The organism is Rathayibacter sp. AY1H2 (assembly GCF_002931985.1).
GTDB lineage: Bacteria > Actinomycetota > Actinomycetes > Actinomycetales > Microbacteriaceae > Rathayibacter.
The window spans coordinates 52,864-74,179 of record NZ_PSUV01000005.1 but is presented as its reverse complement, the minus strand read 5'-3'; the positions used below and the strand labels follow the sequence as shown (position 1 = coordinate 74,179).

The following is a 21,316-nucleotide window of genomic DNA, read 5'->3' as shown; positions in this document are numbered from 1 at the left end:
AGGGATCGCACTGATGACCATGACACCCGACCAGGCCGCCTGGTTCGCCGCCACGTTCGAGAAGCTCGTGCAGAACGTCGGGCAGGCCGTGCTCGGCAAGTCCGAGGTGGTCTCGCTCGTGCTCACGGCGATGCTCGCCGAGGGGCACGTGCTGCTCGAGGACGCGCCGGGGACCGGCAAGACCAGCCTCGCGAAGGCGATCGCGGCGACGGTGCAGGGCACCAGCAACCGGATCCAGTTCACGCCCGACCTGCTGCCGAGCGACGTCACCGGCGTGACGATCTACGACCAGAAGTCGGGGCGCTTCGACTTCCACCGCGGCCCGATCTTCGCGTCGATCGTGCTCGCCGACGAGATCAACCGCGCCTCGCCGAAGACGCAGTCGGCGCTGCTCGAGGTGATGGAGGAGTCGCGGGTCACGGTCGACGGCGTCGGCCACGAGGTCGGGCGGCCCTTCCTCGTCATCGCCACGCAGAACCCGATCGAGCAGGCCGGCACCTACCGCCTGCCCGAGGCGCAGCTGGACCGCTTCCTGATCAAGACCTCGATCGGCTACCCCGACGCGGCGTCCGCCGAGCGGATCCTGGCGGGTGCGGGGGAGCGCAACCCCTCCGCCGGGCTGCGCGCGATCATCACGACCCAGGCCGTCGCCGACATGGCCGACCTCGCGGCGACCGTGCACGTCGACGGCGCCGTGCTGCGCTACGTCGTGCAGCTCGCCGAGGCCACCCGCTCGGCGCCGGAGACCCGGATCGGCGTCTCGGTCCGCGGCTCGATGGCGCTGATCCGCGCCTGCAAGGTCTGGGCGGCGGCGAACGGCCGGCACTACGTGCTTCCGGACGACGTCAAGCAGCTGGTCGCCTCGGTCTGGCTGCACCGCTTCGTCCTCGATCCCGAGGCCGAGTTCGCCGGCGCCACGGCCGACGGCGTGCTCGGGCGCGTGCTCGCCGAGGTCGCCGCGCCGCAGGAGCGTCAAGCGGCATGACCGGGATCGGAGTGCTCCGGAGGGAGGGGCTCGCGCGACGCGCGGGCGCCGCCGTCGAGCGGTCGCGCCACGTGGTCGAGACGGCCGGCGTCTTGCTCGCGCCCGTGCGTTCCCGCGCCGTGCCCGTGGTCGCGGTGGCGACCTCGTTCGCCTGGGTCCTCCTCGCGCTGGCCGGCCTCGCCTGGATCGTCGGCGCGGTGCAGGGCTGGAGCGAGCTGGTCCTGCTCGCGGTCCTGGCGCTGGCGGTGCTGATCGCCGCCGCTCCGTTCATGATCGGGCGCTCCGCCTACTCCGTCGACCTCGATCTCGCGACCACCCGGGTGGTCGCGGGGGAGCGGGCGGTCGGCCGCGTCGAGGTGCGCAACGCCTCGGCCCGCTCGCTCCTGCCCGCGCGGGTCGAGCTGCCGGTCGGCGGCGGGCTGGCGGTGTTCCCGCTCCCGCGGCTGGAGGCGGCGGCCGTGCACGAGGAGCTCTTCACCATCCCGACGGCGCGGCGCGGTGTGATCCGCGTCGGACCCGTCCGCTCGGTCCGCGGCGACGGCCTCGGGCTCTTCCGCCGCGTCGTGCCGCACACCGTGCCCGGCGACCTCTTCGTGCACCCGCGCACCGTCGCCGTCGGCGGCTCGTCGTCCGGCTTCCTCAAGGACCTCGAGGGCCGGCCGGCCCCGGAGCTCTCCAACAACGACGTCTCCTTCCACGCCCTCCGCGCCTACGCGCCCGGCGACGACCGCCGCTACGTGCACTGGAAGACCACGGCGCGCACCGGCACGCTGATGGTGCGCCAGTTCGAGGAGACGCGGCGCTCGCACCTCGCGATCGGCCTGTCGCTCGATCCCGCCGACTACCGCGACGACGAGCAGTTCGAGCTCGCCGTCTCCAGCTGCGCCTCCCTCGGCCTCCAGGCGCTGCGCGACGGGCAGCAGCTCAGCGTGCTCGTGCAGGGCCGGTCGCTGCACGCGGGCATAGGCAAGCGCCTGCTCGACGACCTCTCCGGGGTGGAGCTCGGGCAGAGCAGGGGCGACCTCGTCGGCCTGTCGCGCTCCCTCGCCCGCTCGGTGCCGCAGGCGTCGGTCGTGATCCTCGTCGTCGGCTCGGAGGTGACGGCACCGCGGTTCCGCTCGGCGGCCCGGCAGCTGCCCCCCGACGCCCGCGTCCTCGGCGTGAGCTGCGACGAGGATCGGCCCGCCGCCCGCCGCAGCATCGGGGAGCTCGCGCTGCTCAGCGTCCCGGCTCTCGAGGAGCTGCCGGCGGCCGTGCGGCGAGGTGCCGCGTGAGGGGCCGGGCACCGGCGGCCGTCGCCGTCGATCTGGTCGCCCTCGCGGTGCTGCTCGCCGTCGGCGCGATCGGCTTCGGCCGGGTCTTCGCCGGCGCGGACCACCTCGTCGCGGGCGGCCTCGGGATCGTCGCCGGTCTCGCGGTCGGCGCCCTCGCGGCGCGAGCCCGCTGGGGCCTGCTGACGACGACCGCGGTGACCGCCGCCGCCTACTCCCTCGTCGGCACCGCGGCGGCGTTCCGCTCCGCGGGCCTCCTCGGCGTCATCCCGAGCCCGGAGAGCCTCCTGGGCCTCGCGACCGCGCTGGTCACCTCGTGGAAGAGCCTGCTCACCGTCGAGCCGCCGGCGAACGGCTTCCCGGAGCTGCTCGTCGTGCCGTTCTGCGCCGCGCTGGTCTGCGCCGTCGTCGCGGCGACGATCGCCCTGCGCGCCCCGCGCCCGGTCTGGGCGCTCGTGCCGGCCGCGGCTCTGGTGCTCGTCTCGATCCTCTTCGGCACCGCGGACGCCGTCGCGCCCCTCGCCCAGGCGATCGCCTTCGGCGTCGTCGGGCTGGCCTGGGCGGCCTGGCGCCGCCAGTCGGCGCAGACCTCCGCCGCCGGCGGCGACGGGGCGGTCGACCCCTCCGCGGTCCGTCAGCTGCGGCTGCGCCGGATCGGCTCCGGCGCCCTCGTCCTGGCGCTCGCGGCCGCAGTCGTCGGCGTCTCCGCCGGCGCCGTCGCCCCGGCCGGGTCGCGCTCGACTCTCCGCGAGGACATCGTGCCGCCGTTCGACCTCGACGACTACCCGACGCCGCTCGCCTCCTTCCGCAAGACCGTCCGCGATCAGAAGGACGCGACCCTGTTCACGGTGTCGGGCCTGCAGGAGGGCGTGCGGGTGCGCCTCGCGACCATGGACGCGTACACCGGGACCGTCTTCGACGTGACCGGCGGCGGGGGCGGCTCCGGCAGCTTCGCCCGCGTCGGCAGCACCATCGCCGGCGAGCACGAGGGCACGCCGGCCGTGCTCCGCTTCACCGCGGCGGACCTCGGCGGAGTCTGGCTGCCAGACGCGGGCTACCCGTCGTCGATCGAGTTCGCCGGGCCGCGGGCCGAGGCGCTGAGCGGATCGCTGCACTACAACGACGAGACCGGCGTCGCGGTCGTGACCTCGCGGCTCGCGGCCGGCGACTCCTACACGCTGACCACGACCCTCCCCCCGGTGCCGAGCGACGAGGACCTCGCCGACGCCGTCGCGGCACCCGTCACCGTGCCGACGCCGGTCGACGTCCCGGAGGCGCTCACCGACGCGACGCTCGCCTCGGTGGGTGAGGCGACCACCGCGCTCAGCCAGGTGCGGGCGATCGCGACCACGCTCTCGACGCAGGGCTACTTCAGCCACGGCCTCGAGGGCGAGGCGGAGTCCCGCCCCGGTCACGGCTCGGAGCGGCTGCAGCTGCTGCTCACGGACGAGAGGGGGATGGTCGGCGACGACGAGCACTACGCGACCACGATGGCGCTGATGGTCGACGAGCTCGGTCTCCCGGCCCGCGTGGTGATGGGCTACTACCCGGCGGCCGGGTCGGATCTCTCCGGCGACGTCGCGCTCACCGGCGACGACCTGCACGCGTGGGTCGAGGTCGCGTTCGCGGAGCACGGCTGGGTGGCCTTCGATCCCACGCCGCCGAAGGAGCAGATCCTGCAGGATCAGCAGCCCGAGCCGGCGGCCCAGCCGAAGGCCCAGGTCCTCCAGCCGCCGCCGCCCCCGCAGGAGCCGGCCGTCGTGCCGCCGGACGTGGTCCAGGAGGACGAGACCGAGGACGACCGGGGCCCGGACCTGGGCTGGATCGGCGTCGTGCTCGCGGTCGCCGGCGGAGTCGTCGGCCTGGCGGCGCTGCTCTTCGGCCCCGCGCTGCTCATCGCGGCCCTCAAGCGCCGACGCCGCCGGGCGCGGGTGGGCGCCGAGCATGCGGCCGACCGGATCAGCGGCGGCTGGGACGAGGTGCTCGACCGCGCCGCCGACCTGGGGACCGTCGTCCCGGCCGGGGCCACCCGCCTCGAGGACGCGGCTCTGCTGCACTCCGAGTACCCGAGCGCAGGGGTGGCGGTCCTGGCCCGGCGGGCCGATGCCGCGGTCTTCGGGCCGCTGGATCCGGTCGACGCCGAGGTCGCCGCCTTCTGGGAGCAGACCGACGCGCTCGTCGCGGAGCTGCACGCCACCGTCTCGCCCTGGCGGCGGCTCCGGGCGCGCCTGTCCCTGCGCTCCCTGCGGCCGGCCTGGCTGACCCGCGCCACCACCGCCGCCCGCGGCGCCCGGACGAACACGACGGGGCGACCCGCGAGGAACGAGGATCTCCATGGCTGACACGACGACGTCCGGCTGGGTGTGCTCGCGCTGCTCGACGACGATGGACGCGAGCGCGGCGTTCTGCCGCGGCTGCGGGGCGGCTGCCCTCAGCGCCGGGACTCCGCGCCGGACAGCGGCCGTGCCGTTCGGCGTTCCGGCCGCGCTCGGCCCCCGGGTCGGGGCCTACCTGCTGGACAGTGTCATCGTCGGCGTCTGGTTCTTCCTCTCCTACGTGATCGTCTGGCTCCTCACCTGGGCGCTCTGGCAGACGGCCTCCACGACCGGCGCCTACAGTGCGATCGCGTACTTCGGAGCGTTCGGGCCGACCGTTCTGATCCTCGCCTTCGGCCTCTTCTACACGAAGGCGCAGGGCGGGCGGGGCACCCCGGGGATGCGGATGCTCGGTCTGCGCCTCGTGCGCTACGACAGCGGGGAACCGCTCGGATTCTGGAAGGCGGCCGGCCGGAACGTCGTCTTCAACCTCTGCGCCGCGATCATCGTCGGCTACTTCTCGCCGCTGTTCGACACCTCGGGGGAGAACCGCGGCTGGCACGACCAGGCCACGGGCACCTGGATGATCGACACCCGCTCGGCGGGCGCGTCGCGTCCCGTCTCGTCCCTGCGGGAGGCGCCGGTGCCGACCTCGTCGGTGGCCGTGGTCGCCGACCTCGACGAGCCGGTCGTTCCGCGTGCGACAGCGGAGTCGTCGGTCGCCGCTGCCGTGCCCGCTGCGTACTCCGCGCCCCTCGCCTCCGCGCCCGCGACCGCCGCGCCCGCCGTGTACTCCGCGCCGGCCGCCGCGCCGGCGAGCTTCGCGGGACCGCCCGCAGGCGGCGTGATCTCCGCCGTGCCCGGCTCCGCCGCCCCGGCTCCGGCCCGGCCGAGCGCCCCCGCGCACGAGCCGGAGGACCTCGAGCTCACCCGGATGAGCGCCGGCGCCCCCGCGCAACCGCGCCCGCGCGCGGTCCGGCTCCGCTTCGACGACGGGACCGTCGTGGTCGTCTCCGACTCCGCGCTCGTCGGCCGCAACCCCGCGCCGCGCACCGGCGAGGCGGCGGGCGAGCTGGTGGCGCTCGCCGACACGACCCGCTCGATCTCGAAGACGCACGCGCGGCTCGAGCTCCTCGGCGACGAGCTCTCGGTGATCGACCGGCACTCGACCAACGGGACCGGGGTCGTGATCGACGGCACGGCGACCCCGGTGCCGCCCGGCGGTCGCGCCGCGGTGCCCGTCGGCGCCACGCTGACCTTCGGCGACCGCACGGCGGCGGTGGAGTGGGCATGAGCGCTGCGGGCAGCCCGATCGCCGTGCAGTGGGGCAGCGCCACCGACCGCGGGATGAAGCGGGCGATCAACGAGGACTCGCACGTCGCGGAACCCCCGGTCTTCGTCGTCGCCGACGGCATGGGCGGGCACGACGCCGGAGAGGTCGCCAGCGCGATCGCCGTCGACGAGTTCCGCAGCCTGGTCGGCCACGACACGGTCCGCGTCTCCGAGATCGAGGAGTGCTTCGCCGGCGCCCAGGTCCGCATCGCGGAGCTGGCCCTCAGCACCGAGCGCAGCGCCGGGACGACCGTCAGCGGACTGGCCATCGCCGAGATCGAGGACCTGGGCTACTGGCTCGTGTTCAACCTCGGCGACTCCCGCACCTACCGCATGGCGCACGGCGCCCTCGAGCAGGTCAGCGTCGACCACTCGGTGGTGCAGGAGCTCGTGGAGGCGGGCGAGCTCGACGCCTCCGGGATGCAGACCCACCCGCAGCGCAACGTGATCACCCGGGCGCTGGGTGCGGGCAGCGCCGGTGCGCCCGACTTCTGGCTGCTCCCCGCCGCGACGGGCGACCGGATGCTGGTCTGCTCCGACGGGCTCACCACCGAGCTCGACGACGCCCGCATCGCTCTCGTCCTGCGCGACGAGGCCGACCCGCAGGCCGCGGCCACCCGGCTGCTGCACGAGTCGCTCCTCCACGGCGGCCGCGACAACCTGACCGTGCTGGTCATCGACGCGACGGCCGTCAGCGCCGGCGACGACCTCGATCGCACCGTGCCGAGCGACCGGCTGCCGCTCGCCACCGCCGTCAGCGACGACACCGTGCCGCGCGCGATCGTCACGCGCGAGATCGTCGCGGCACCGTTCGTCGCCGGCACTCCCGACACCGAGGGGGCTCGCCCGTGACCGAGATCCGCTATCGACCCGGCCGCTGGTTCGGCGTCGTCTCCGACCGCGGGATGGCGCTGCTGCCCGACGTGCTGGGCGAGGAGGGCGTCAAGCAGGTCTCCGAGGCCTTCGCGGCGGGCCGCGGCCTCGCGGGCGTGCTCGAGTCGCTCACCGGAGTCTTCGGGGCCGGCCTGCTGGCGCTCCCGCCGTTCGCCGTCGTCTCCCTCGAGGACGACCTGTCGCGGGTCGCGGTCCGCGGCGATCTGCTCGTCGAGGTGATCGAGGAGCTCGGCGACGACGCGCCCGTCGTCGCACTCTCCGGCGAGGGGGTGACCACCTGGAACGAGCGGATGATCGCCGCTCCGGTCTCGATCAGCCTGCGCGTCAAGGCGGGCCGGCGCGGGGCGGCGCTGAGCCTGCCGATCGGCAGCGGGGTCGTGCTCTGCTCGCGGCTGACGGCGACGTTCCGGGGCGCGACCCTCGAAGCCCGGCCGGTCGGCGCGGAGGTGGGCGACGTGGCGGATCCGACCGAGGAGGAGCCGGTCGTCGAGGTCGTGCCGGTCGTCGACACGGCGATCGTCGAGCCGCAGGTCGTCGGGGTCGCTGCCGTCGAGGCTCCCGCCGCGCCGCCGCCGGCCGAGGAGGCCGTCCCGGTCGTGGTGGCGCCGGTGGTCGCGGTGCCGGTCACCGTCGAGCCGGTGCTCGTCGAGCCGGTCGTCGTCGATCCGGTGGTCGTCGAGCCGCAGGACGCGGACCCGGCGTCGGTCGGGCGGATCCCCGCCGCCGAGCCCGCGGCCGAGACCGGCGAGCTCGACGAGTGGGGCTACTCCGCCCCGCCCGCCGCCGCGCCCCCTGCGGCTCCGGCGCCGCCCGCCGTCTCCGCGCCGGCCGCCGCGCCCGAGCCCGCCGCCGCCCCCCTCGGCCACGACGAGACCCGCGTGCCCGTCTCCGACACGGTCCGCGCCGCCGACGACGAGTACGACCACCTCTTCGGCGAGACCGTCGCCCGGGTCGTCGAGGACGCCGCGATCCGCGAGCCGGAGGACGAGCACGGGCTGATCGACCTCGTCCCGGCCGCGTCGCCGTCTCCGGAGGTCGGAGACGGGGACCACGACGGGCACACGATCTCGATCGCCGAGCTGCGCGCCCTCGCGCCCGCCCCGGCGACGCCGACGCCGACGAGCGCGATCGCCCGCCTCGAGCTCTCCACCGGCGACGTCGTCGAGCTCGACCGTCCCGTCGTGATCGGCCGGCGCCCCTCCGCGGGCCGCGTGGCCGCGCACGAGCTGCCGCGGCTGATCACCGTGCCGAGCCCGCTCCAGGACATCTCGCGCAGCCACGTCGAGGTCCGCGCGGAGGGCCGGTTCGTCGTCGTCCGCGACCTGGCGTCGGTGAACGGCACGCTCCTGCTCCGCTCGGGGCAGGTGCCCGTGCGGCTCACCGGGTCGGAGTCGATGGTGCTCGCCGGCGGCGACGTCCTCGACCTCGGCGACGGCGTCACCGTGACGATCCGAGAGCAGGCATGAGCGCGCCGCGGTCGTCCCCGCCCCCCGCGATCCAGGGCTTCGAGTTCCAGCGGCCGCTGGGCTCCGGCGGCTTCGCCGACGTCTTCCTCTACGAGCAGGCCCGCCCCCGGCGCACCGTCGCGATCAAGGTGCTCCGCGCAGGCCTGACGACGGATCGCGAGCGCGACGCGTTCGAGGCCGAGGCGAACCTGATGGCCTCCCTCTCGACGCACCCGTCGATCGTCACCATCTACCAGGCCGACATCGCCGCCGACGGCCGGCCCTACCTGGCGATGGAGTACTGCCCGAACCCCAACCTCGCCGTCCGGCTGAAGAGCGGCCGGCTGGCCGTCGCCGACGCGCTGCGCATCGGCATCCAGGTGGCCGGCGCGGTCGAGACCGTGCACCGCGCGGGCATCCTGCACCGCGACATCAAGCCCGCCAACGTGCTCGTGACCGCCTACGACCGGCCGGCCCTCACCGACTTCGGCATCGCCGGAGCGCTCCTGGACGGCTCCGCCGACCTCGCAGGACTGTCGATCCCATGGTCGCCCCCCGAGGCGTTCGGCGCCGAGATCCCGAACGAGGTCGCCCTCGACGTCTACGCCCTCGGCGCGACCGTCTACTCCTTGCTGGCCGGGCGCTCGCCGTTCGAGCTGCCGGGGCGCTCGATCAATTCGCACGAGCTGATCGAGCGGATCCGCTCGGCGCCGCTGCCGCCGCTCGGGCGCGCCGACGCGCCGGCCTCGCTCGACCGGGTGCTCGCCATCAGCATGGCGAAGGCGCCGCAGGGCCGTTTCACCACCGCCCTCGAGTTCGGCCGCGCCCTGCAGCGGATCCAGGTCGAGCTCTCCCTCGCCGTCACCACGGCCGACGTGCTCGACGACGCCCTGCCGCAGGAGCGGGTGGAGGAGGAGGACGACGGCAACACCCGCATCCGCGGCATCGTCAGCATCGATCCGGTGCCGCGACCCGTCGCTCCTCGCGCGGCCGCGCCGGCGCTCGCCGAGATCTCCGGCGTCCCGGCGTTCGACCTGGAGCGGACGATGGCGCGCGGGTCCGCCGCCTCCTTCGTCGCCCCGGCTCCGCTGTCGGAGCCCCGCGCGCCGGTCCAGGAGCCGCCGCGGAGCGCACCGGCGCCCGCGCGCCGTCGCCGGCCGCTCGTGATCACCGGGATCGCGGTACTCGCGGCCGCCTCCGTCGCGGGCGGGGCCGCACTGGTCGCGGCGATGCCGACCTCGACCGCGGACCCCCGCCGCACCACGGCGCCCGAGGCGCCCGCCGATCCGGTCGGCCGGGTCGACGTCCCCGCCGTCACCGGACTCGCCGGCGCGGTCGGTGCCGACGGCGTCGTCTTCACCTGGACCAACCCGCAGCCGGAGGACGGCGACCGCTTCCTCTGGGCTCCGGCCGGCACCGGCTCGATCCCCGATCCCCGCACGCAGGAGGAGAGCACCGTGACGGTCCCCGCCGACGCCTCAGGACAGACCTGCCTCGAGGTGACGCTGCTCCGCCAGAGCGGCCGCGCCTCGGCCCCGACGACGGCGTGCGCGCCGTGAGCGGCACCGTGCCGATGCCGGTCGTCGCCGACGCCGAGCTGAGCGTCGAGTTCTGCGGCGAGTGGTTCCCGCTCGGCGACGAGCCCTTCGAGATCGGCCGGGAGGGCGCCCTCGACCTCGACGACAATCCGTTCCTGCACCGGCGGTTCCTGCAGATCGTCCGCGCCGAGGGTCTCTGGTGGCTCTGCAACGTCGGGAGCCGGCTGTCGGCGACCGTCACCGACGGCTCGGGCGGCATCCAGGCCTGGCTCTCACCCGGCAGCCGCCTGCCGATCGTGTTCGGCACGACGATGGTGGTGTTCACGGCCGGTCCGACCACCTACGAGCTGACGCTGTACTCGAGCAGGCCGACCTTCGACTCCGTGCTCGCACCGCGCGCCCTCACCGGGGCGACGACGATCGGCGTGACCCCGTTCACGGCGTCGCAGCGGCTGCTGATCGTCGCCCTCTGCGAGCCGATGCTGCGCCGGGAGGGCACCGGCACGAGCGTGATCCCGAGCTCGGCCAAGGCGGCGGCGCGGCTCGGCTGGACGCAGACCCGGTTCAACCGCAAGCTCGACAACGTCTGCGAGAAGCTCGCCCGCGTCGGCGTGCAGGGCGTGCGCGGCGAGACCGGCTCGCTGGCCACCCACCGCCGCACCCGCCTGGTCGAGTACGCGGTCACCAGCCGGCTGGTCACCCGCGCCGATCTCCCGCTCCTGGACGCGCCGCAGGACGAGCCGGACGAGGACGGGACCGACTGATGCGCCTGAAGCTGACACTCCGACGCGCGTCCGGCACGAGCACGGACGTCGTCGTCACCGTCGATGCGACCGTCTCGGTCGGCGCGGTGGCCGCGGCCCTGCTCGAGGCAGACCCGCTGCGGACCGACCGCGAGCACGCGGGATCCGGCGGCGCCGGACCGGTCACCCTCGACGTCCTCGGCGCGAGCGGCCTCGACCGCCCGCGCTCGATCCACCCCGATCTCGCGATTGTGGAGGCCGGCATCCGCTCCGGGGGGACCGTGCAGATCTCGCGGGCCGCCGCCGCGGACGGCGCCGACCGGGACCGCGGCCCGGCGGTCGCCGTGCTGCGCGTGCTCTCGGGCCCCGACGCGGGCCGCGAGTTTCCGCTCCCTGCCGGCACCAGCCGTCTCGGCCGGGAGCGCGGGGTCGACGTGCGGCTCTCCGACCCGCTGATCTCCAAGCGGCACGCGAGGGTGAGCATCGGCGAGACGGTGGAGATCATCGACACCAACTCCGCGAACGGCCTCAGCATGGGCGGGCGGCTCGTGCAGAGGGCGATGCTCACCCCGGCCGACGTCGTCGTGATCGGCGACAGCGCCATGAGCGTCGTTCCGCTCGCCCGCCTCGGCGGCGCCCCGCCCACCACTCCGGTGATCGACTTCACGCGCTCACCGCGGGTCGTCGTGCGGTTCGAGGAGCGCGTGCTCCCCGCTCCGACGCCGCCGTCCCGGCCGACGCCCCAGCGGTTCCCGCTGCTCGCGCTCGTCGCCCCGCTGATCATGGGCGCCGTGCTCTACGTGCTCACGCAGCAGCTGCTGAGCGTGATCTTCGTCGCCCTCAGCCCGCTGCTCGCGATCGGCACCTGGATCGACCACACCGTCACCGAGCGGCGGACCCGGAAGGCGCAGGTCGCCGCGTTCTCCCGCTCGCTCGAGGCCCTCGAGGAGGACGTCCGGGCCGCGCAGGCCGTCGAGCGGGCCGTGCGCCTCGCCGAGCAGCCGTCGGCCGCCGACGCGGTCACCGCGATCGCCCAGCGCGGCGAGGACCTCTGGACCCACCGCCCCGAGCACCGCGGCTTCCTCGCGGTGCGGCTCGGCGTCGGCTCGCTCCCCTCCCGCTGCCGGATCGAGCAGACCGCGGGCAACGACACCGAGCCGGAGTTCCTCCGCGAGCTGGCCGCGACCGTCGAGCGTCACCGCCTCGTGCACGGCGTTCCCGTCGTCGCCGAGCTCCGCAGCAGCGGTGCGCTCGGGATCGCCGGGCCGGCCGCCGTCCGCGCCGACGTCGCCCGCGCGATCGCCGTGCAGCTGGTCGGCACGCACTCGCCGGCCGAGCTCGCCGTCGCGGCGCTCACCTCGCCCGCCTCGCGCTCGACCTGGTCGTGGCTGGAGTGGCTGCCGCACACCGGCTCGGTGCACTCGCCCCTCGCGGGGGAGCACCTCGCCGACAACCCCGGGTCCGGCGCGTCGCTGCTGTCCCGGCTCGAGGAGCTCGTCGAGGAGCGGCGCGAGGAGGGGCCCGCCCTGCGCGGCTCGGTCGGCCCCGAGGAGGCCGACCACCTGCCCGATCCCGTGACGCCCGCGGTGATCGTGGTCGTCGAGGACGACGCTCCCGTCGACCGGGCTCGGCTGATCCGGCTGGCCGAGCGCGGGCCGGACGCGGGCGTCCACGTGCTGTGGTGCTCCGCGAGCATCGCCGAGCTCCCCGCCGCCGCCCGCAGCTTCCTGCTCGTCGCCGACCCGGGCTCGCCCGCGACGACCGGGCAGGTCCGCCTCGGCGAGCACTCGCACCCGGTGGTCTTCGAGACCGTCGACGCGAGCACGGCCCTCGCGCTCGCGCGCTCCCTCTCGCCCGTCGTCGACGGCGGGGTCCCGGTCGAGGACTCGTCCGATCTGCCGCGCGAGGTCGCCTACGCCGCACTGGCGGGTCCCGAGCTGATCGCCGCGTCCGGCGCGGTCATCGACCGCTGGCGCGAGAGCAAGTCGATCACCGTGCGCGACGGGTCCGCCCCCGTGCGGCGCCGCTCGGCCGGCTCGCTGCGGGCGCTCGTCGGCTCGGCCGGCACCGAGCCGTTCTACCTCGACCTGCGCAGCCAGGGACCGCACGCTCTCGTCGGCGGGACCACGGGAGCCGGCAAATCGGAGTTCCTGCAGTCCTGGGTGCTCGGCCTCGCGTCCGCCTACAGCCCCGACCGCGTCGCCCTCCTCTTCGTCGACTACAAGGGCGGCGCGGCCTTCGCCGACTGCGTGCAGCTGCCGCACACCGTCGGCCTGGTCACCGACCTCTCGCCGCACCTCGTCCGCCGCGCGCTGACCAGCCTCCGGGCCGAGCTGCGCTACCGGGAGCACCTGCTCAACCGCAAGAAGATGAAGGACCTCGTCTCAATGGAGAAGACGGGCGACCCGGAGACCCCGCCGAGCCTGCTGATCATCGTCGACGAGTTCGCCGCGCTGGTGAATGAGGTGCCGGAGTTCGTGGACGGCGTGGTCGACGTCGCCCAGCGGGGCCGCTCGCTCGGTCTGCACCTGATCCTCGCCACGCAGCGGCCGGCCGGCGTCATCAAGGACAACCTCCGCGCGAACACCAACCTGCGCATCGCCCTGCGGATGGCGGACGCCGACGACTCGACCGACATCCTGGGCACGCCGATGGCGGCCTCCTTCGACCCCGGCATCCCCGGGCGCGGGGCCGCCAAGACGGGACCGGGCCGGATCGCCGGCTTCCAGACCGGCTACGCCGGCGGGCGGACCACCGGTGAGGCGCCGCCGCCCCGGATCGACATCGAGGAGATGGCCTTCGGCTCCGGCGCCGCCTGGGAGCAGAGCACGGTCGAGGCGGAGGAGACCGGGGACCCCGGTCCGACGGACATCGCCCGCATGGTGGCGACGATCGGCCGGGCGGCCGCCGAGGCGCGCGTCCCCGCACCGCGGAAGCCCTGGCTCGACGAGCTCGCCCCCGCCTACGACTTCTCGAAGCTGCCGCACCCGCGCACCGACGACCGCCTGCTGCTGGGGGTCGTCGACAGCCCCGAGACGCAGAGCCAGCCGACTGTCTTCTACGAGCCCGACCGCGACGGCAACATGGCCGTCTTCGGCACCGGCGGCTCGGGGAAGTCGACGACCCTGCGCTCGATCGCGGTCGCGGCGGCCGTGACGCCGCGCGGAGGCCCCGTGCAGGTCTACGGCCTCGACTTCGGCGCCAACGGCCTGCAGATGCTCAACGACCTGCCGCACGTCGGCGCGATCGTCCGCGGCGACGACGACGAGCGGGTCGTGCGCCTGCTCCGGATGCTCCGCGACCTCGTCGCCGACCGCGCCGAACGCTTCGGCGCCGTCGACGCCTCGACGATCGGGGAGTACCGCCGGCTCGCGGATCGCCCCGACGAACCGCGGATCCTGCTGCTCGTCGACGGCATCGGCGCCTTCCGGGAGGCCTACGAGTACGCCGGCACCAGTGCCTGGTTCAGCGTCTTCACGCAGATCGCGACCGACGGGCGGCAGCTCGGGATCCACATCGTCGTCGCGGGCGACCGTCCCAACTCGGTGCCCACCTCCCTCAACTCGACCATCCAGCGCCGCGTCGTGCTCCGGCTCGCCGCCGAGGACGACTACCTGCTGCTCGGCGTGCCCAAGGACGTGCTCTCCGCCACCTCGCCTCCGGGACGCGGCGTGAGCGAGGGCAGCGAGGTGCAGATCGCCGTGCTCGGCGGCGAGTCGAACGTGGCCATCCAGGCCCGCAAGATCGCCAGCCTGGCCGACGCGATGCGCCGGCAGGGCGCTGTGGCTGCTTCGCCCGTCGAGCGCCTCCCGGAGGTCGTACCTCTTGCCGGCCTGCCGGCCGTCGCATCGTCCGGCGTCTGCATCGGACTCGCCGACGAGGATCTCGCCCCGATCGGAGTGGACGCCTCCGGTGCGTTCCTGGTCGCAGGGTCGCCGGGGGGAGGACGGACGACCGCGCTCGCCTCGCTCGCTGCGGCACTGCGGCGAGGCGGGCGCGGAGCGCGCGTCGTCCACCTCGCCTCTCGGCGGTCCGGTCTCGGGGCCAGGCCCGCCTGGAGTGCCAGCGTCGTCGGGGTCCCCGAGGTCGCGGCGGCGGCCGATTCGCTCACCAGCGAGATCGAGCTCGGACGCTTCGGGCCGGCGGGCAGCGCCCTCGTGATCGAGGGGCTCACCGACTTCACCGGGACCGAGGCCGAGATGGCGCTCGACCGGCTCGTGCGAGCCGGTGTCCGGGCCGGCGTCTTCGTGGTCGGCGAAGGGGAGTCGTCGACATGGAGCCAGTCCTACACGCTCGCGCAGCCCTTCAAGGCGGGCAGGCGAGGCCTCCTGGTCGTTCCCGGCGAGACGGACGGCGACACGCTTCTCGGCACTCCACTCGGCAGGATCCGCCGCGCGGATCTTCCGCCCGGCCGGGGGTTCCTCATCGGTCGCGGCCGGTCGGTGAAGCTGCAGATCGCCACGGACTCGGGCTGAAGCACCCGGGGGGAGGCATGGGCACCCGTGCCCATCGACCCCCCGTCCAGCCCTCGATAACTTCTCCACAGGTCGACCGGGAACCCGCCAGCGGGAGCCGGACGGCCGGAGAACCAAGCCTCCGGATGCTCCGGAGCAACGACGAAAGGACGAACACCATGGCCGTTTGGGGACTCGACGTCGAGCAGGTCCGCCAGCTCTCGAGCAAGCTCAACCAGGAGGCGAGCACGATCCAGCAGGTGCTCTCGACCCTCACGAACCAGCTCGGCAACACGCAGTGGACGGGACCGGACGCGGAGCAGTTCCGCAACGACTGGTCGAGCACGCACGTGGCGGCACTCAACCGCGTCATCAACGCGCTGCAGGACGCTTCGCAGCGCGCCTCGCAGAACGCGTCGGCGCAGGAGAGCGTCTCGAACGGATGACCCGACGGGGGCGGGTTCCGACAGGATCCCGCCCCTCCGGTCGTCCGAGAGCGTCGAGGAGGAGAAGTGATGAGCAGTGGAATGTACGGCGCCGATGTGGCGCAGCTGCGCGACCTGGCGCGGCGGCTCCAGTCCGCCAGCGACCAGCTGAACGGCTCGCGCCAGCGCATCGGGAGCGGCATCCGCATCGCCGCCTGGATGGGCCCGGTGGCCGTGCGGTTCCGGATGCTGTGGGACAGCGAGTACAGCCGCCAGGTGCAGAGCGCCTCGGACGCCCTCGAGCGCATCTCGCGGGACGTCCTGAAGCAGGCTGAGCAGCAGGAACGCGCGAGCGCTCGCGACGGCGGTACTCGACTCGGTGGAGGCCGCCCGGACGGGACCACGGTCGGGCAGATCTCGCTGGAGGACTTCTCCGAGGCGATCAGGGCGCTCCTCGGAGTTCACGGACTCGCTTCGGACGGCGCCGCCTATCTCAAGGCCCTGCAGAAGATCGTCGACGCCGGCGGGACCGGGATGAACTCCATCGACGATGTGCTCAAGGAGTTCAAGTCGCTCGGCGGTGTCGCCAGTGCCATCGGATTCCTCTTCAACGGTTGGGACCTCTACTCCGCGGTACGAGACGGGGATACGGGGGGACAGGTGGAAGCGGCTCTGGACACCCTTGCGGGAGTCGCCGGACTCTTCATCCCGGGCGCGGGCCTCGCGTGGGAAGGCGGCAAGCTCATCGGCACCGGCATCTACCAGGGCGTGAACACCTTCTACGACAGCCCAGGAGGTGCCCTCGATCAGGGCGCACGGTTCATGTTCGGTGACAGCGCATCGTTCGACACTCTGACCCCTGAGCAGCACATCCGACTCGCCGAGCGCTACGAGGGCCTCGGCGGCTTCGGTCTGTCGATCGTCGACGGAGTAGCGGGCACGACGAACGACTTCTTCTACTGGATGGGGACGAAGCTGTGAAGACGATCAGCACCTTGTTCTCGGCTGAGCTGCTGTTCCTGGCTCAGGCCGAGGACCGTCGCGAGGTTCTCGCTTCGGCGCTCACGAGCGGGCTCTTCGGCGGCGATCTGCTCTCGGCGGACGCGGTCGCGGATGTGGGAGGGGCGACACTCGCTGCCCGCAGCGCGCTGGGCGCGACGGTGGAGGAGGCGGCGCTGGAGGAGGTGCGATCGGCGCTCCGACGGCTTCCCGAAAGCCCCGATCGGCTCCGGGTCGCCCGGGTGCTGATGAGGAGCGGGGAGCGGACGACCATCCTGGTCTGCCTCTCCTCGCGTGACGCGCCGGGCTGCCTCCTCCTCTTCTCTTTCCGGCCGGACGGCTCCGTCGACGTCGTGCTCCCTGAGCCAGGCGCGGTCATCGCCTGGTCGACGATCTTCAGTCGCGTCGAGGCCCCTGACATCGCCATGCTCGAGCGAGCTGCAGGTGGGAGCGCCGACGCGTTCGGATGGGCGAACGGCGTGGTCGGGCAGCGCCGAGCCGGCCGGCACTGGGAGGAGAAAGGGCGGGACGTCACTTTCGAGGCCTACGCGCAGAATGCGATGTCGCTGCTCGGGGAGACCCGTGCCTGAGCGGACGCGGCTCGCGCTGTCCGGCTCGACGGTCTGACATGGCCGGCCGCTCCGTCTCCGTCGCGGTCACCGCGACCGTCGCCGCGCTCGTCGTCGCCGCCGGCGCATGGGCGGCGCTCGCGACGCCGTGGGGGAGCGGCGTCGTCCGCGACGTCGCCTCCGGAGTCGTGCCCGCGAGCCCCGCCGCCCTCACCGGCGACGAGACGTACCTCGCGTCCGAGCTCGAGGCGCTCGTCGTCGGCGGGAGCGTCCTCGGCGAGCTGACCGGAGTGGACCCCGGCGACGGTGAGCTCGGCGTCGAGCGGGTCACCGACTTCCTCGGTGGAGGGATCGAGCCGGAGAGCTGCCGGGCGATCCTCGACGCCGACGCTCTCCACCCCGCCGGGTACCGCTCGCGCACGGGCGCCGGCTTCGAGAGCGAGCTGCTCCTGCTGCCCAGCGTGACTGCTGCCGCGGACCGCTACGGCGATCTGCTGCGTGCGTCGGGGCGCTGCCACCGCATCGAGGAGCGATCGCAGGACTACGACCTGCTCCGGACGACGACCTGGATCGAGAGCGGGACCGGGTCCGCGCCCTCGGACGGGCCCGACGATGCGGTGCACTGGTTCGCCGGCGTCCGCAGCGACGACGTCGGAGTCACGACGGCCGTGGTCACGGCGACCACGGGGAACGTGCTCCAGGTCTTCCGGCTCGTGCAGTCGCCGGACTCCTCCGGGCTCGGCAAGGCGGTCGCCGAGCGGCTCGCCCGATCCGCGTTGCTGGCTCTGCAGAACCGAGCGGACGGGGCGTCCGCGGTCGGCTACGCCTCCGGCACGCCCGTAACGCCGGACCCCGAGCCGACCGGCCTGTGGGCGCTCTCGCAGGACGGCCTGCCGGAGGCGCCGGCGACGGCGCTCTCGCCCGCCTTCTTCTCCTCCGCTCCTGTGCCGGCGCTCTGCGAGTTCGACGCGGGGACCCTCGTCGACGGCGTCCTGCCGACTCCCGCGGACGAGCCGGGCGGCGTGTACCTGCACGACGAGGGCGTCTCGACGGGGGCGCACCTCGCCGTCCTCGCAGCACCGACCACCGCGGACGCCGCTGGCGTCTCGGTGATCGGCTGCAGCCACGGCGGAGTCAACTGGCCCGACTCACTCGTCTTCTACGCTGCCGACGGACGCGTCCTCGATGCGATCGGACTTCCCGAGATCGTCCCTGGCGGCTATCGCGACCAGGTGCTCGACCTGACTGCCGACGCTGATGGAGGCTTCCGAGTCTCCTGGTACTGGGAGGACCTCGGCGGCTCGCAGCCCACCCGCCCGGTCACCGCGACGATGCGCTGGGACGGCACGCGTCTCGTGATCGCCGACGTGCTGATCGGCGAGCGCTCCACATGACGCCGACGTCTTCTTCTTCGCCACCCGCTCCGACTCCGAGGACGACACGATGACCCCACGCTCCTCCGGCTCCCCGCGCCCCGCAGGCAGCAGGGCCTGGATCCTGCCGACCGCCGCCGGCGCGCTCGTGCTGCTGACGCTCGTGACGGGCGCCGTGCTGACGGTGCCGACGCTCCTCGGTGGCGGCTCCGGCCTGCCCTTCCCCGGCGCTGCGGTGGAGCCCTCGACGAACGCCGCGGTCGACCCGGAGCCGGTCGACGCCGTCCCGAGCGCCGCCGGAATCCCGGCCGCCGACGCCCCCGCCGCGGCCCCGGACCCGGACCCGGGCGGCGTCCCGACGATGCTCATCCTCGACGCCTCCGGCTCGATGGTCCGCGACGTCCCGACGGGCGGCACCCGCATGGACGCCGCCCGGGCCGCCGCGACGACCCTCGTCCAGGGACTCGATCCGGCGAGCGAGCTCGGGCTGACGGTCTTCGGCACCGGCACCGGCAACTCGGACGCCGAGCGGGCGGCCGGCTGCTCCGACGTGACCGTCCTCCAGCCGGTCCAGCCCGTCGACACCGTCGGCTTCACGGCGGCGATCGCCGGCATCGTCGAGTCGGGCTTCACCCCGATCGGCCCGGCGCTGCGCTCGGCGGCGGAGCAGCTGCCCACCGACGAGCCGGCGACGATCGTCCTCGTCAGCGACGGCGTCGACACCTGCTCGCCGCCGTCCTCCTGCGAGGTCGCGGGCGAGGTGCTGAAGGCGCATCCGCTGCTCTCGATCGAGGTCATCGGCTTCGCGGTCGACGCCGACGAGCAGGCGCAGTCGCAGCTGCAGTGCATCGCGACCCTCGGCTCCGGCAGCTACGTCGACGCGGCCGACGCTGACCAGCTCGCAGCACGGCTGCGGGCGGCGACCGCGACCGGCGACCTCGTGACGGCCGAGGGCTACGGCAGGGCCCGCCTCGGGATGACCCTCGAGCAGGCGCGCTTCGCGCTCGACGGCTTCTCGGTGACGAGCGAGACCGTCGAGGTCGTCCTGGTCGAGTGCTCCTTCGCGACGCTCGAGTTCCGCGGTGGCGTGCTCACCGCCATCACCCCGAGGACCGGAGCATCGACCGCGGACGGGGTCGCGGTCGGCGCCGATGTCGCCGCCGCGCAGGCGATCTACGGCGCTCCGTCCGCGCCGGTCGCCGTCGACGACGGCTGGTCGGCCGACTTCGCCGCCGCCCCGGGCAGCGCGAGCGGCTACCGGATCGTCTACGACGGCTCCAGCGGCGGAGCGGTCGCGGGGACGATCCGCCGCATCGTCGTCTGCACCTGCGGACCCGACGCCTCGGCGGCCAGCCTCACGACGTCGCTCGTCTCGTCCTGGGAGGTGACGCTCGACGCCGTGGGGCCGATCGGGCTCGGCGAGTCGTTCGACGACGTGGAGGTCGACGTGCCGCTCGTCAGCGAGGGGCTGCCCGAGTACTGCACGTGGGCCCGGTACATCGACACCGGGAGCGACGCCGTCTCCGTGGACGTCGTGGCCCGGGCGGACAGCGACGAGCACCGGGTCCTGATGGTCGTGGTCCAGGGCTCGTCGGCCTTCGCGCCGGCCCCGCGGAGCTGGCGCGACATCGGCTTCGGCTCGTCCCTCGCGGAGCTGCTGGCCGCGCACCCCGATACGGCGGTGATGCGCGACGAGATGTACGGCGACTACGCCGTGGTCAGCGGGGCGTCCGGCAGCTCGCTCTTCTTCCACCTCGAGCGGGACTACGTGGACGGCATCACCCTCGCCGAGGGCTCGGTCCCGCCCTACGAGTGGTGTGCGTGAGTCGCGCGGCGGTCCGCCTCGGCTGAGGTCGAGGGGGAGCGGGGGCTCAGGAAGCCGCCTTCTCCTCCTCCGCTTCGGCCGTCGAGGCCGCCTTCTTCGCGGCGGGCTTCTTCTTCGGGGTGATCTTCTCCGGAGCGGCCTTCTCGTCGTCGGTCTTCGCGGCGCTCTTCTTCGCCGGCGGCTTCTTGGCGGCGGTCTTCCTCGGCGCCGAGTCCTCGTCGGCCGAGGCGTCCTCGTCGGCCTTCTTCCTCGTCGTCCGCTTCTTCGCCGGCGCCTTCTCCTCGGGGTCCGCCTTCGCCCCCGCCTTCGCCCCGCGGCTGCGCTCGACCGAGCGCTTCAGCGCCTCCATCAGGTCGAGCACCTCGCCGCCGCCCTCCTCCTCGGGCTTCTCGCCGAAGGTCGCGGAGGTGTCGAGGGCGTCGCCCTGCTCGATCTTCGCGTCGATGAGGGTGCGCAGCTCGGCCTGGTAGGAGTCCTGGAACTTCGACGCGTCGAAGTCCTCCGAGTAGGAGTCGACCAGGTGCGAGGACATCTCCAGCTCGCGGGCGGCGATCCGGGTGGTGCCCTCGAGCGACGGGAACGCGACCTCGCGCACCTCGTCGGCCCAGAGCAGCGTCTGCAACATCAGCAGCTTGCCGCGCACCCGCAGCGCCGCGAGCCGGGTCTTCTGCCGGAGCGCGAACTCGACGATGGCGGTGCGGTCGGTCTGCTCGAGGGTGCGGCGCAGCAGGACGTAGGCCTTGGGGGAGGAGGAGTCGGGCTCCAGGATGTAGGCGCGGTCGAACATGATCGGGTCGACCTGCTCGCTGGGCACGAACTGCACGACGTCGATCTCACGGTCGCGCTCCTCCGGCAGCGCCTTGAGCTCGTCCTTGGACAGGACCACGGTGCGCTCGCCGTCGTCGTAGGCCTTGTCGATGTGGTCGAAGGTGACGACCTCGCCGCAGATCTCGCACTTGCGCTGATACCGGATCCGTCCGCCGTCCTTGTCGTGGACCTGATGCAGCGGGATGTCGTGGTCCTCGGTCGCGCTGTAGATCTTCACCGGCACGTTGACCAGGCCGAAGGTGATCGCGCCCTTCCAGATGGCTCGCATGCGCCCAGTGAACACCGTGTCCCCCGGCCGCCGGAAGCCCTGTCGGACGTGA

General features: G+C 73.9%; 15 protein-coding genes. 14 read left to right on the top strand and 1 reads right to left on the bottom strand.

Features of this window, described 5'->3' with window-relative positions; genetic code table 11:
* Positions 1 to 13: 13 nt before the first annotated feature.
* The 14 genes from C5C29_RS05770 to C5C29_RS05705 all read left to right on the top strand — a co-directional run bounded on the left by C5C29_RS05770 (position 14) and on the right by C5C29_RS05705 (position 20,168).
* Positions 14 to 985 carry a MoxR family ATPase gene (locus tag C5C29_RS05770; RefSeq protein ID WP_181068034.1) on the top strand — a complete coding sequence of 324 codons (972 nt, stop codon included), beginning with the start codon at positions 14 to 16 and terminating at the stop codon, positions 983 to 985.
* A complete protein-coding gene (locus C5C29_RS05765; RefSeq protein ID WP_104222279.1) occupies positions 982 to 2,259 on the top strand; it encodes a DUF58 domain-containing protein in 1,278 nt (425 codons plus the stop codon). Before C5C29_RS05770 ends, C5C29_RS05765 begins: the two co-directional genes overlap by 4 nt.
* A complete protein-coding gene (locus C5C29_RS05760) occupies positions 2,256 to 4,598 on the top strand; it encodes a transglutaminase-like domain-containing protein (protein WP_104267532.1) in 2,343 nt (780 codons plus the stop codon). Before C5C29_RS05765 ends, C5C29_RS05760 begins: the two co-directional genes overlap by 4 nt.
* A complete protein-coding gene (locus tag C5C29_RS05755; protein ID WP_104267533.1) occupies positions 4,591 to 5,865 on the top strand; it encodes an RDD family protein in 1,275 nt (424 codons plus the stop codon). The genes C5C29_RS05760 and C5C29_RS05755 overlap by 8 nt, the downstream gene beginning before the upstream one ends.
* Positions 5,862 to 6,755, top strand: a complete 894-nt coding sequence (locus C5C29_RS05750; protein WP_104267534.1) for a PP2C family serine/threonine-protein phosphatase — start codon at positions 5,862 to 5,864, stop codon at positions 6,753 to 6,755. Before C5C29_RS05755 ends, C5C29_RS05750 begins: the two co-directional genes overlap by 4 nt.
* Entirely contained in the window at positions 6,752 to 8,263 is a 1,512-nt protein-coding gene (locus C5C29_RS05745) for an FHA domain-containing protein (RefSeq protein WP_104222287.1), read from the top strand. The genes C5C29_RS05750 and C5C29_RS05745 overlap by 4 nt, the downstream gene beginning before the upstream one ends.
* On the top strand, positions 8,260 to 9,801 hold the full coding sequence (locus tag C5C29_RS05740; RefSeq protein WP_104308092.1) for a serine/threonine-protein kinase: 1,542 nt from the start codon (positions 8,260 to 8,262) through the stop codon (positions 9,799 to 9,801). The genes C5C29_RS05745 and C5C29_RS05740 overlap by 4 nt, the downstream gene beginning before the upstream one ends.
* A 14-nt stretch (positions 9,802 to 9,815) precedes the next feature.
* Complete coding sequence (locus C5C29_RS05735; protein WP_104308122.1) at positions 9,816 to 10,544, top strand: hypothetical protein; 729 nt, start codon at positions 9,816 to 9,818, stop codon at positions 10,542 to 10,544.
* Positions 10,544 to 14,998: an FtsK/SpoIIIE domain-containing protein gene (locus tag C5C29_RS05730; protein ID WP_104308091.1), complete on the top strand. Its 4,455-nt coding sequence runs from the start codon at positions 10,544 to 10,546 to the stop codon at positions 14,996 to 14,998. The genes C5C29_RS05735 and C5C29_RS05730 overlap by 1 nt, the downstream gene beginning before the upstream one ends.
* Positions 14,999 to 15,156: 158 nt before the next feature.
* Complete coding sequence (locus C5C29_RS05725) at positions 15,157 to 15,423, top strand: WXG100 family type VII secretion target (RefSeq protein WP_104222293.1); 267 nt, start codon at positions 15,157 to 15,159, stop codon at positions 15,421 to 15,423.
* A 69-nt stretch (positions 15,424 to 15,492) separates the two neighbouring features.
* Positions 15,493 to 16,383 carry a WXG100 family type VII secretion target gene (locus C5C29_RS05720; RefSeq protein ID WP_146082207.1) on the top strand — a complete coding sequence of 297 codons (891 nt, stop codon included), beginning with the start codon at positions 15,493 to 15,495 and terminating at the stop codon, positions 16,381 to 16,383.
* Positions 16,380 to 16,991 (top strand): hypothetical protein, encoded by a 612-nt coding sequence (locus tag C5C29_RS05715; RefSeq protein ID WP_104222297.1) that lies wholly within the window; start codon positions 16,380 to 16,382, stop codon positions 16,989 to 16,991. The genes C5C29_RS05720 and C5C29_RS05715 overlap by 4 nt, the downstream gene beginning before the upstream one ends.
* 38 nt (positions 16,992 to 17,029) lie before the next feature.
* Positions 17,030 to 18,364: a hypothetical protein gene (locus C5C29_RS05710; RefSeq protein ID WP_104222299.1), complete on the top strand. Its 1,335-nt coding sequence runs from the start codon at positions 17,030 to 17,032 to the stop codon at positions 18,362 to 18,364.
* Positions 18,365 to 18,413: 49 nt separating this feature from the next.
* Positions 18,414 to 20,168, top strand: a complete 1,755-nt coding sequence (locus C5C29_RS05705; protein WP_104222301.1) for a VWA domain-containing protein — start codon at positions 18,414 to 18,416, stop codon at positions 20,166 to 20,168.
* A 46-nt stretch (positions 20,169 to 20,214) separates the two neighbouring features.
* On the opposite strand, the gene C5C29_RS05700 is transcribed toward C5C29_RS05705, so the two are convergent.
* Complete coding sequence (locus C5C29_RS05700; protein WP_104222303.1) at positions 20,215 to 21,264, bottom strand: Ku protein; 1,050 nt, start codon at positions 21,262 to 21,264, stop codon at positions 20,215 to 20,217.
* Positions 21,265 to 21,316 lie beyond the last annotated feature (52 nt).